Source organism: Paraburkholderia kururiensis JCM 10599 = LMG 19447, assembly GCF_003986935.1.
Lineage (GTDB): Bacteria > Pseudomonadota > Gammaproteobacteria > Burkholderiales > Burkholderiaceae > Paraburkholderia > Paraburkholderia kururiensis.
Genome location: NZ_RJZE01000013.1, coordinates 109,713 through 121,927, shown reverse-complemented (window position 1 = coordinate 121,927; position 12,215 = coordinate 109,713). Strand labels below are relative to the sequence as shown.

Annotated in this window: 12 protein-coding genes; all 12 read left to right on the top strand. The window is 67.3% G+C overall.

The annotated features are described in order from the left end of the window. Window position 1 precedes the first annotated feature (1 nt). The 12 genes from urtB to ureG all read left to right on the top strand — a co-directional run bounded on the left by urtB (window position 2) and on the right by ureG (window position 12,215). Window positions 2–1,747: an urea ABC transporter permease subunit UrtB gene (gene urtB / locus PKKP23_RS17175; RefSeq protein ID WP_240659046.1), complete on the top strand. Its 1,746-nt coding sequence runs from the start codon at window positions 2–4 to the stop codon at window positions 1,745–1,747. A gap of 1 nt (window position 1,748) precedes the next feature. Next, window positions 1,749–2,978, top strand: a complete 1,230-nt coding sequence (gene urtC, locus PKKP23_RS17170) for an urea ABC transporter permease subunit UrtC (protein WP_126877791.1) — start codon at window positions 1,749–1,751, stop codon at window positions 2,976–2,978. Beyond that, entirely contained in the window at window positions 2,975–3,838 is an 864-nt protein-coding gene (gene urtD, locus PKKP23_RS17165) for an urea ABC transporter ATP-binding protein UrtD (RefSeq protein WP_017773128.1), read from the top strand. The genes urtC and urtD overlap by 4 nt, the downstream gene beginning before the upstream one ends. Before the next feature lie 99 nt (window positions 3,839–3,937). Beyond that, complete coding sequence (gene urtE, locus PKKP23_RS17160; protein ID WP_017773126.1) at window positions 3,938–4,630, top strand: urea ABC transporter ATP-binding subunit UrtE; 693 nt, start codon at window positions 3,938–3,940, stop codon at window positions 4,628–4,630. A 285-nt stretch (window positions 4,631–4,915) separates the two neighbouring features. Continuing rightward, window positions 4,916–5,830 carry an urease accessory protein UreD gene (locus PKKP23_RS17155; protein WP_126877790.1) on the top strand — a complete coding sequence of 305 codons (915 nt, stop codon included), beginning with the start codon at window positions 4,916–4,918 and terminating at the stop codon, window positions 5,828–5,830. Window positions 5,831–6,371: 541 nt separating this feature from the next. Continuing rightward, window positions 6,372–7,301, top strand: a complete 930-nt coding sequence (locus tag PKKP23_RS17150; protein WP_240659045.1) for a transporter substrate-binding domain-containing protein — start codon at window positions 6,372–6,374, stop codon at window positions 7,299–7,301. A gap of 172 nt (window positions 7,302–7,473) precedes the next feature. After that, window positions 7,474–7,776 carry an urease subunit gamma gene (ureA, locus tag PKKP23_RS17145; protein ID WP_126877789.1) on the top strand — a complete coding sequence of 101 codons (303 nt, stop codon included), beginning with the start codon at window positions 7,474–7,476 and terminating at the stop codon, window positions 7,774–7,776. Window positions 7,777–7,825: 49 nt separating this feature from the next. Continuing rightward, on the top strand, window positions 7,826–8,131 hold the full coding sequence (locus PKKP23_RS17140; protein ID WP_126877788.1) for an urease subunit beta: 306 nt from the start codon (window positions 7,826–7,828) through the stop codon (window positions 8,129–8,131). A gap of 157 nt (window positions 8,132–8,288) precedes the next feature. After that, a complete protein-coding gene (gene ureC / locus PKKP23_RS17135; protein ID WP_126877787.1) occupies window positions 8,289–9,995 on the top strand; it encodes an urease subunit alpha in 1,707 nt (568 codons plus the stop codon). A 1-nt stretch (window position 9,996) separates the two neighbouring features. After that, window positions 9,997–10,779, top strand: a complete 783-nt coding sequence (gene ureE, locus PKKP23_RS17130; protein WP_126877786.1) for an urease accessory protein UreE — start codon at window positions 9,997–9,999, stop codon at window positions 10,777–10,779. Next, on the top strand, window positions 10,766–11,446 hold the full coding sequence (locus tag PKKP23_RS17125; protein ID WP_126877852.1) for an urease accessory protein UreF: 681 nt from the start codon (window positions 10,766–10,768) through the stop codon (window positions 11,444–11,446). The genes ureE and PKKP23_RS17125 overlap by 14 nt, the downstream gene beginning before the upstream one ends. An 88-nt stretch (window positions 11,447–11,534) precedes the next feature. Beyond that, a complete protein-coding gene (ureG, locus tag PKKP23_RS17120; RefSeq protein ID WP_026121111.1) occupies window positions 11,535–12,215 on the top strand; it encodes an urease accessory protein UreG in 681 nt (226 codons plus the stop codon).

The following is a 12,215-nucleotide window of genomic DNA, read 5'->3' as shown; positions in this document are numbered from 1 at the left end:
AATGACGGCCATTGCAATCGCGATGCGCGCGGCGTCTTCGCTTGCGCAATACGTGGCGCGTGCGGCACATGTGGCACGTGTCGCACATGTGCCACACGTGGGCCGCGCGGCGCACGTCGTGCGCGTGGCACGCAGAGGCAGCGGCACGGCGCTCGCGCTGTGCCTGCTGTTCGCCGCGGCGTCGGCGCTCGTGCCCGTGCGCGCGTTTGCGCTGACGAACGAAGACGTCGCACCGCTTGCAGCCGACGACTTCGACGCGAAGTCCGCCGCCATCGACAAACTGATCGCGGCACACGACGCGCCCTCGCTCGCGCTGCTCAAAGCGCTTGCCGAAGACAGCGTGCTCGCCACGGACTCGGGCGAGGTGCTGGTCCAGGAAGGCGACACGTTGCACGACGCGGTGACGGGCAAAGCCGTAGAAGCCAGCGACGCCCAGCCCATCACGCTGAACAACCTGCTGCGCTCGAAGGTGGCCGGCGCCGTATCGGGGCTGCAACTGGCCTCGCCCGACCTCGAAACGCGCCGCGCCGCGATTGCCGCGCTGCTGCAAAACCCCGACCCCGCGATGAAGCCGATGATCGACGCGGCCCGCGCGAAGGAAACCGACCCTGCGCTCAAGAAACGCCTCGATACGCTCTGGGCCATGACCGCCCTGCACGACAGCGACCCGGCGAAGCGCCTCGACGCCGTGCAGCTCGTCGCGGCACGGCACGACCTCGACATGTACGAACTGCTGCGCCCGCTCGTCGCGAAGAAGCCCGACGGCAGCTTCGTGGAAAGCGACGCGAAGGTGCGCGCCGCCGCGCAACAGGGCATCGATGCGCTCGACGCCATCCAGCGCCGCAGCGAGATCGCGGGCACCGTGTTCGCGGGGCTTTCGCTCGGCAGCGTGCTGCTGCTCGCGGCGCTCGGCCTTGCGATCACGTACGGGCTGATCGGCGTCATCAACATGGCGCACGGCGAGTTTCTGATGATCGGCGCGTACACCACTTACGTCGTGCAGAGCTTCTTCCAGAGCCACGCGCCAGGCGCGTTCGACTGGTATCCGCTCGCAGCCGTGCCGGCCTCGTTCGTCTCGGCCGCGGTGGTCGGGCTCGTGCTCGAGCGGCTCGTGCTGCGGCATCTGTACGGCCGTCCGCTGGAAACGCTGCTCACCACGTTCGGCGTCAGCCTGATCCTCATTCAGGCCACGCGCACGCTGTTCGGCGCGCAGAACGTGCAGGTCGCCAATCCTTCATGGATGAGCGGCGGCGTCACCGTCATGCAGAACCTGATCCTGCCGTACAACCGCCTCGCGATTCTCGCGTTCTCGCTGATCGTCGTGGCCATTGCGTGGGCCGTGCTCACGAAGACGCGCCTCGGCCTCTTCGTGCGCGCCGTCACGCAGAACCGCCGCATGGCGGCGTGCGTGGGCGTGAAGACGGCGCGCGTGGATTCGTATGCGTTCGCGTTCGGCGCAGGCATTGCGGGACTGGGCGGCTGCGCGCTCTCGCAGATCGGCAACGTGGGGCCGGATCTCGGGCAAAGCTACATCATCGATTCGTTCATGGCCGTGGTGCTGGGCGGCGTGGGCCAGTTGGCGGGCACGGTGATCGGCGGCTTCGGCCTTGGCCTCGTGAGCAAGACGATCGAGCCGTTCTGGGGCGCGGTGCTCGCGAAGATCGCGGTGCTCGTGCTGATCGTGCTCTTCATCCAGAAGCGTCCGCAGGGGCTCTTTGCCCTCAAGGGCCGCAGCGCGGAGGCGTGACATGACGCTCGCCTCTTCTTCGAATGCCGCTTCGGGGGCCACTACGAACGCCACTTCCGGCACCGCCGGCACAGGTCTCGCAACGGCCACGGCAGGCGCAGGCGCCCAGCGCGCCCTTCAGCAAGGTTTTGCGCTCGGTCTGCCGCCGCGGCCCGCGCTGCTTTCGCGCGGCGCGTGGCTTGCGCTCATCGCGCTGATTCTCGCCGTGGGTATCGGCGTGCCTGTGAGCGCGCTCGTCATTCCCGAAACCAGCGCGCTGCACCTCTCCGCCTACGCGATGACGCTCGTGGGCAAGCTCATGTGCTATGCCATCGCGGCGCTCGCGCTCGATCTGGTCTGGGGCTACTGCGGCATTCTGAGCCTCGGCCACGGGCTCTTCTTCGCGCTGGGCGGCTACGCCATCGGCATGTACCTGATGCGCGCCATCGGCCACGACGGCAAGTACGGCAGCGACCTGCCCGACTTCATGGTGTTTCTCGACTGGCACGCGCTGCCCTGGTACTGGCAGGGCACGCAGCATCTCGCGTATGCGCTGCTGCTCGTGGTGCTCGTGCCCGCCGTGGTGGCGTGGGTGTTCGGCTTCTTCACGTTCCGCTCGCGCGTGAAGGGCGTGTATCTCTCCATCATCACGCAGGCCATGACCTTCGCCGCGATGCTGCTCTTCTATCGCAACGAAACGGGCTTCGGCGGCAACAACGGCTTTACGGACTTCAAGCGCATTGCCGGTTTTCCCATCACGCACGCAGGCACGCGCACCGCGCTCTTCCTGGTGACGTTCGCCGCGCTCGTGCTCGCGTTCATCGCGGCGCGCGCCATCGTCACCTCGAAGCTGGGGCGCGTGGTGACCGCCGTGCGCGACGGCGAAACGCGCCTCATGTTTCTCGGCTACAACCCGCTCGGCTACAAGCTCTTCGTGTGGACCTTCTCGGCCGTGCTGTGCGGCATTGCCGGCGCGCTTTACGTGCCGCAGGTGGGCATCATCAACCCGAGCGAGATGTCGCCGGGCAATTCCATCGAAATGGCGATCTGGGTCGCGGTGGGCGGACGCGGCACGCTGATCGGGCCGATCATCGGCGCCTTCGCCGTGAACGGCGCGAAGACCGTCTTCACGGCGTGGTTCGCGGAGTACTGGCTATTCTTCCTCGGCGCGATCTTCGTGCTGGTGCCGCTCTTGCTACCCAACGGCATCATGGGGCTCATCGACATGGCCGCACGGAGGGTGCGCAAATGAACGAGAACGCCATGACGCCCGACCTCACCCACCCGGACGAACACGACGTGCTCACGCTCTCGGGCGAGGCTGGCTTGGGCCACGCTGTCACGCCCGGCGAAATCGACGTCTCGCACGGCACGATCCTCTATCTCGAAGACGTGACCGTGAGCTTCGACGGCTTTCGCGCGCTCAACGCGCTCTCGCTTTCCATCGACGCGGGCGAGCTGCGCTGCGTGATCGGCCCGAACGGCGCGGGCAAGACCACGATGATGGACGTCATCACGGGCAAGACGCGCCCCGACGCGGGCAAGGTGTTCCTCGGCCAGACCATCGACCTCACGCGCCTGAACGAACCCGCCATCGCGCGTTCGGGCATCGGCCGCAAGTTCCAGAAGCCCACGGTGTTCGAGCAGCACCCCGTGTGGGAAAACCTCGAACTCGCGATGAAGACGGACAAGCGCTGGTGGGCGTCGCTGCGCGCGCGGCTTGATCGCGCGGCGCAGGCGCGCATCGAAGAGACGCTCGAAGTGATCCGGCTCGAAAACGAGGCCATGCGGCTCGCGGGCGAGCTTTCGCACGGCCAGAAACAGCGGCTCGAAATCGGCATGCTGCTGATGCAACAGCCCGCGCTGCTGCTGCTCGACGAACCCGCGGCCGGCATGACCGACGACGAAACCATGGAACTCGCGGCGCTGCTGAACCGCCTGCGCGGCAGTTGCTCGATGATGGTGGTCGAGCACGACATGGAGTTCGTCGCCGCACTTGCCGGCGACAAAGGCCGTGTGACGGTGATGGCCGAAGGCCGCGTGCTCGCGCAGGGCACGCTCGACGAAGTGAAGCGCGACGAAACCGTGATCGAGTCGTACCTGGGGCGCTAGAGGCGCCGACCTTCGCCAATCTCGTTCACCTCCACCCGCACGGTCCGCACAGAGACGATCAAGCCACCGTCAAGCAACCATCGAGTCACCATCGAGCCCATGCTGAAAGTCCAGACCCTCAACCAGTATTACGGCGGCAGCCACATCCTGCGCGACGTGAACCTCACCGTGCCCGAAGGCAAGCTCACGGTGCTGCTGGGCCGCAACGGCGTGGGCAAGACCACGCTGCTGCGCTGCCTGATGGGCGTGGTGCAGCCTCGCAGCGGCACCATCGAGTGGCGCGAGCAAGCCATCACGAAGCTGCCGCCGCATGCGCGCGTGGCGCAGGGCATCGCCTACGTGCCGCAAGGGCGCGACATCTTTCCGCGGCTCACCGTCGAGGAAAATCTGCTGATCGGCGCGGCCAGCAAGAAGGCGCCGAAGAAGATTCCGGACAGCATCTACGAACTCTTTCCCGTGCTGAAGGACATGCGCGCGCGCCGCGGCGGCGACCTGTCGGGCGGCCAGCAGCAGCAACTCGCGATTGGCCGCGCGCTGATGAGCGAGCCGCAACTGCTGATTCTCGACGAACCCACCGAAGGCATTCAGCCATCGATCATCCAGGACATCGGACGCACGCTGCGCCACCTCGTGGAAGAGATGCGCATGACGGTGCTGCTCGTCGAGCAGTACTACGACTTCGCGAAGGCCATTGCGGACCACTACTGGGTGATGAGCCGCGGCGAGATCGTGGCGGGCGGCGAAGGCGCGAACATGGATGCGGACGGGGTGCGGGCGATGATCGCGGTTTAGGCCTGCGGGCGGACGCTGAATCCAGTCTGAAGCCGGGTCTGGGTCTGGGTCCGCATCGCGCTTTGCCTGCGACGGGCACGCGCCGATGCGAGAAAGGCCGGAGCGGCTGCGTGCTATGCTCGGCCACCGTTGCGCCAGCCGCGGCTCGCTGTGTCACGACGGGACGTGATCGGCCGCCGGCCACGAGCGGCGCATCGAACCGAACTGCGCATCGCAGCACATCGCATCCCGGCGCACAATCGGGCACGCAACCTACGCACCCCCAAGCATCCACGCATTCCACGCATGTCGCTTCACGAAGATCACATCGCGCTTGCGCAGCCATCCGCCGCGAGTCGCCGCGAATGGCAGGCACGCCTCGAACTCGGCTTCGCGCGGCAGGGTGCGCGCACGGCGCTCACGCATCGGTTGCATGAAGGCCCGCTGCGCGTGCAGCGTCCGCTTTATCCCGAAGGCGATGCGATCTGCCACGCCGTGATCGTGCATCCGCCGGCGGGCATTGCGGGCGGCGACACGCTCGACATCGGCATCACGCTCGACGCCGGCACACACGCCGTGCTGACCACGCCGGGCGCGACCAAGTGGTACAAGTCGAACGGACGCCGCGCGCGCCAGCGCATCGCAATCGACGTGGGCGCGCATGCGAAGCTCGACTGGCTGCCGCAGAACAACCTTGTGTTCGACCACGCGCACGCGGAACTCGACTTCACGCTGACGCTCGCGAGCGGCGCCACCGCCATCGGCTGGGACGCCACGCAGTTGGGCCGCCAGGCTGCGGGCGAGCGCTGGTCGCAGGGCTCGTTGCAGGCCGTTTCGCGCATCGTGGCGCGCAGTGCCGCGGCAGCACCGTCCGCTCAACCGGCGCAAGACCCGCTTCTGTGGTTCGAGCGGGCCCGGCTCACTGCGGATGACGCGCTGCGCGATGCGCCGCAGGGCCTCGCCGGCTACCCGGCTTACGGAACGCTGTGGGCCCTGGGGCCCGCATGCGACGACACGCTCGCGGAGTCGCTGACCGCCCGGCTTCCCTTCGACGACGCGTTGCGCGCCGGCGCATCGTGCATCTGTCCTGGCGTGCTGGTGGTGCGGGCGGTGGCGCGATCGATGGAAACGCTTCAGCACGCGCTGATCGACTGCTGGATGCAACTGCGGCCTCTCGTGCACGGCGTAGAGGCCAGGCCGCTGCGGCTCTGGACGACGTAGCGTCCGTTCGGGCCGCACTCGATGGCCGTGTTCGATGGCCGTGTTCGATGGCCGTGTTCGATGGCCGCGTTCGATGGCCGCGTTCGATAGCCGCGTTCGATAGCCGCGTTCGATAGCCGCGTTCGATAGCCGCGTTCGATGGCCGTGTTTTACGGTCGCGTTCACGGGCACCACAGTCACACTCGTTGTCAGTACCAGTCGGCCGTACTCGACGTCGCACATAACGCCGCATTCCGCGCCGCACTCGCTGGCGCATGGGTTCGCCGCGCGGCCCGCGTTCATGGCACCGCCTACGCACCACGTTCGAACATCGCCTCGCCCAACGCGCGCCATAGCGGTGCACAAAGCTGCGTATCGATCTGCGCGGGCACCGCCGCAACACGTTTGGCATACCCCTTGCTCTTGATCGTGCCTCGCCGCGCCCGCTGCCTGGGTGGTCCGCGCCATCGCATCACGTTCGCGTGCCTGTGCTGAACCGGGCGCCCACCATGGCACGCGGCGAAAAGAAACCACACGTTGCCCCGCTGGAGACCTCCCGCTCATGAATCACCTCGCCGCCCGTCTTGCCGTCCGCTTTGCCGCCCGTCTTGCCACCCGCTTCGCCGCCGCGCTTTCCACCTCTCTTGCCACGTCCTTTTCCATCGCTCCTGCCACTCGTCACGCAGCCCGCGCGTTTCGTCCCCTGCGCCGCGCCGCGCTCGCCGCCGCGCTGGCCGCGCCGCTCACCACGCTGATCGCGCTCGTGCCGCAAGCCGCCCACGCCGATGCGCTCGACAGCATCGCCAAGGCCGGCGTGCTGAAAGTCGCCGTGCCCGAGGACTACCCGCCGTTCGGCTCGGTTGGGCCCGACATGCAACCGCAGGGCTACGACATCGACACGGCCGCCCTGCTCGCGAAAGCCATGAACGTGAAGCTGCAACTCGTGCCCGTGAACAGCGCGAACCGCATTCCGTATCTGCAGACGGGCAAGGTGGATCTCGTCATCTCGTCGCTTGGCAAGACACCGGACCGCGAGAAGGTGATCGACTTTTCCACGGCCTACGCGCCGTACTACCAGGGCGTGTTCGGCCCGGCCGACATCAAGGTGACGGGTCCCGCCGACCTCACCGGCAAGACCGTGGGCGCTACGCGCGGCGCGCTCGAAGAGATCGCCCTTTCGCAGATGGCACCGAACGCCACCATCAAGCGCTTCGAGGACAACAACGCGACCATCGCCGCGTTCCTCTCGGGCCAGGTGCAACTGATCGCGGCGGGCAACATCGTGGCCGCGTCGATTCTCGCGAAGAACCCGCCGCGCCGCCCGGAGCCGAAGTTCGTCATCAAGAACTCGCCGTGCTTCGTGGGCCTCAACAAGAACGAGCCGCGTCTGCTCGCGAAGGTCAACGGCGCACTGCAACAGGCCAAGCAGGACGGCCAGCTGAACGCGATGTCGAAGAAGTGGTTCGGCGCGCCCCTGCCGACCGACCTCTGATGCCGCACGGGCTCGCGCGGGTTCCTCCTGGGTTCGTCCCGGGTTCGTCCCGCCTCCCCGCGCCGATATGTTCAGCGCCGCACCTGCGTGAGATACTGGCGCGGGCCGCCACGGGCGGCCCGTGAGCCCTTCGTAAGGCTCCCCTCGCCGCGAAACCACCACACACAAGCCGATGAAGCTCACTCCCCGCGAAAAGGACAAACTGCTGATCTTCACCGCCGCGCTGCTCGCTGAGCGGCGCCGCGCGCGCGGATTGAAACTGAACTATCCCGAAGCGGTCGCGTTCATCAGCGCGGCGCTGATGGAAGCCGCGCGCGACGGCAGGACCGTGGCCGAAGTCATGCACTACGGCACCACGCTGCTCACGCGCGACGACGTGATGGAAGGCGTGCCCGAGATGATCCCCGACATCCAGGTGGAAGCCACGTTCCCCGACGGCACGAAGCTCGTCACCGTGCACCATCCCATCCCCTGACGTCTGCCGGGCGCAGGCTTTCCCGAATTCTCCTCTTGAGGCACGCACCATGATTCCCGGCGAACTCATTGTCGAAGACGGCCAGATCGAACTGAACGCGGGCCGCGAGACGGTCACCGTCACGGTTTCGAACACGGGCGACCGGCCCGTGCAGATCGGTTCGCACTACCACTTCTACGAAGTGAACGCGGCGCTTTCGTTCGATCGCGAAGCGGCGCGCGGCTTTCGCCTCAACATCGCGGCGGGCACGGCCGTGCGCTTCGAGCCGGGCCAGGAGCGCACCGTCGAACTCGTCGCGCTGGCGGGCGATCGCACCGTTTACGGCTTCAACGGCAAGGTGATGGGGCCGCTGTAAGCGCACAGGCGGCGGCCTGCGCGGCATGCAGGCTTGATGGCCAGGCTGCACGGCCAGACTTCGCTGCAACCCCGCGCGCCCTCCGTATGCGTCAGCTTCATCACCCGCCACTTCATTGGCAACGTCATCCGGCATCACCGATTCTTGCGGACCCACCATGACACTACGCATTGACCGCCGCGCCTACGCGGAAATGTTCGGCCCCACCACGGGCGACCGCGTGAGGCTCGCCGACACCGACCTCCTCATCGAGATCGAGCGCGACTACACCGTCTACGGCGACGAGGTGAAGTTCGGCGGCGGCAAGGTGATTCGCGACGGCATGGGCCAGTCGCAGCGCGTCGCGGCCGACGTCGTGGACACCGTCGTCACGAACGCCGTGATTCTCGATCACTGGGGCATCGTGAAGGCCGACATCGGCATCAAGAACGGCCGCGTCTTCGCCATCGGCAAGGCAGGCAATCCGGACATCCAGCCCGGCGTGACGATTCCGATCGGCGCCGCGACGGAGGTGATTGCGGGCGAAGGCATGATCGTGACCGCGGGCGGCATCGACACGCACATCCACTTCATCAGCCCGCAGCAGATCGACGAGGCGCTCGCAAGCGGCGTGACGACGATGATCGGCGGCGGCACGGGCCCCGCCACGGGCACCAACGCGACCACCTGCACACCCGGCCCCTGGCACATGGAGCGCATGCTGCAGGCCGCGGACGGCTGGCCCATCAACCTGGGCTTTCTCGGCAAGGGCAACGTGAGCCAGCCCGCGCCCGCGACGGAGCAGATCGCGGCGGGCGCCATCGGTCTCAAGCTGCACGAGGACTGGGGCTCCACGCCCGCGGCCATCGACAACTGCCTTTCCGTGGCCGACGACACCGATACCCAGGTCGCCATCCACACCGACACACTAAACGAAGCAGGCTTCGTGGAAGCCACCATCGCCGCGTTCAAGGGCCGCACGATCCACACGTATCACACCGAAGGCGCGGGCGGCGGCCACGCGCCCGACATCATCAAGGTGTGCGGCGAAGCGAACGTGCTGCCCTCGTCCACGAACCCGACGCGCCCCTACACCATCAACACGCTCGACGAACACCTCGACATGCTGATGGTGTGCCACCACCTGGACCCGTCGATTGCCGAAGACATCGCGTTCGCCGAATCGCGCATTCGCCGCGAGACCATCGCCGCCGAAGACATCCTGCACGACCTGGGCGCGCTGTCCATGCTCTCGTCGGACTCGCAGGCGATGGGCCGCGTGGGCGAGGTCATCATCCGCACGTGGCAGACGGCGCACAAGATGAAGGCGCAGCGCGGCGCGCTGCCCGAAGACAGCGGCCGCAACGACAACTTCCGCGCGAAGCGCTATGTCGCGAAGTACACGATCAACCCGGCGCTCACGCACGGCATTGCGCACGAGGTGGGCTCCATTGAGCCCGGCAAGTGGGCCGACCTCGTGTTCTGGGAGCCCGCGTTCTTCGGCATCAAGCCCGCGCTGATCCTGAAGGGCGGCATGATCGCGATCGCGCAGATGGGCGACCCGAACGCATCGATTCCCACGCCGCAGCCGGTCCACTATCGCGAGATGTTCGCGACGCGCGGCGGTGCGCTCGCGCGCACGTCGCTCACGTTCGTCTCGCAGCTGGCGGCCGACGCAGGCATCGGCGAGCGCTACGGGCTGCATAAGCGCATCGTGCCCGTGAAGAACTGCCGCAACGTCACGAAGGCACAGATGATCCACAACGCGTGGCAACCGTCGATCAGCGTGGACCCCGAAACCTACGAGGTGATCGCCGACGGCCAGCTGCTCACCTGCGAGCCCGCCAAAGTGCTGCCCATGGCGCAACGCTATTTCCTGTTCTGACATGCGCACCCTCGACAAACGCCTTGCCCCGCATCTGAAGCTCGCGCCCGTACTCGTCAAGCGCGCACCCACGCTCACGCTGCCCTACGACGCGCGCTGCAAAAGCCGCCTCGCCGCAACGCTCGATAACGGCGAAGAAGTGGCGCTCGTGCTGCCGCGCGGCACCGTGCTCGCCGACGGCGACGTGCTGGTGGCCGACGACGGCGGGCTCGTGCGCATCGTGGCCGCCGCGGAAGCCGTGCTGCTCGTGCGCGCCGCGGACACGCTGACGCTCACGCGCGCCGCGTATCACCTCGGCAACCGGCATACGCCCGTAGAAGTGGGCGCGAATTATCTGAAGCTCGAAGCGGACCCTGTGCTCGAAGACATGCTGCGGCGCCTGGGCGCTGCCGTGGAGCGCACCACGCTGCCGTTCCAGCCCGAGGCGGGCGCCTATGGCGGCGGCCATCGGCATGGGCACGATGCGTCGTTCGCCGAGGACTACGCGCTCGCACAGCAGGTGTTTGGCGAGCATCATGGGCATGAGCATTCGCATGGCCATGATGATGGGCGCGCCCATGACCATGCGCACGGCTCTGGCCACGGTCACTCGCACGACCACTCGCACAGCCACGACCACGACTGCGGTCACGATCATGGTCATGCGCACAAGCATGGCCACGCGTGCGGTCACGATCACAGCCATGCACAGGGCCACAGTCACGGTCACAGTCACGCCGACCACGACCACGCGGACTGCGGCGATGCATGCCACGACCCGCACCACCACCATGCGCATCGCTGAACTCACGGCTCTGCTGCATCTCGCGTCGCCGGCGTTGCCGATCGGCGCGTTCAGCTACTCGCAGGGACTCGAAGCGGCCATCGAAGCCGGGCTCGTCACCGACGGTGACAGCGCCCGCAACTGGATCGCCGCGGGCCTCGCGAACGTGCTGGCGCCTGGCGAACTGCCGTTCGTCGCGCATCAGATGCAGCGCTGGCGCGACCACGACGCCGCTGCGCTCGCCGATGCGAACTGCGAGTTCCTTGCGAGCCGCGAGTCCGCGGAACTGCGTCGCGAGACCGAGCAGATGGGCTGGTCGCTGCGGCAGCTGTGTGCGTCGCTCGAATGGGGCGATGCAGAACGACGTGCCACGCTCGCGGCACTCGCACCCGTCGCGCAGCCCACCGCGTTCGCGTTTGCGGCCGTGGCGCACGAGGCATCCGCCAACGCCGCGCTCGCGGCCTATGCGTTCAGCTGGGTCGAGAACCAGGCCGCCGCGGCACTCAAAGCCGTGCCGCTCGGTCAGCTCGCTGGGCAGCGCATCATCGTCGCGCTGCGCGAACCGATCGAAGCCGCCGTCGCGCGAGCGCTCGCCACCGCCGCGGACGAAATCAACACCTTCGCGCCGCAACTCGGCGTGCTCTCGGCGCGACACGAATCGCAGTATTCGCGGCTGTTCCGCTCGTGAGCGTCCGCATCACAAGCCTGCGTTGCTATCTCGCTTCTCACGTCTGCTTCTCACGTCCGCTTTTCACGCCAGACTCGCACTCACCACCATGAACGCACCTCACCACTCCTCACCGCACCCCGTGCAACCCGCATCGAGCGGCGCCGCACGCCGCACGAAGAAGCTGCCGCCGCTGCGCGTCGGCGTGGGCGGCCCGGTCGGCTCCGGCAAGACCACGCTGCTCGAAATGCTCTGCAAGGCGATGCGCGAACGCTACGACCTCGTCGCCATCACCAACGACATCTACACGAAGGAAGACCAGCGCCTGCTCACGGTGGCGGGCGCGTTGCCGGCCGAACGCATCATGGGCGTGGAAACGGGCGGCTGCCCGCATACGGCGATCCGCGAAGACGCGTCGATCAATCTGGAAGCCGTGGACCGCATGCTCGCGCGCTTTCCCGATGCCGACATCGTGTTCATCGAGTCCGGCGGCGACAACCTCGCGGCCACCTTCAGCCCCGAGCTGTCCGACCTCACGATCTACGTGATCGACGTGGCGGGTGGCGAAAAGATTCCGCGCAAGGGCGGCCCCGGCATCACGAAGTCGGACCTGCTCGTCATCAACAAGACCGACCTCGCGCCGCTGGTGGGCGCGAACCTCGACGTGATGGCGTCGGACGCGAAGAAGATGCGCGGCGAGCGGCCGTTCGTGATGTGCAATCTGAAAGCGCTGACGGGGCTCGACGAGGTGATCCGGTTCATCGAGAAGAAGGGGTTGCTGGTGGGGTGA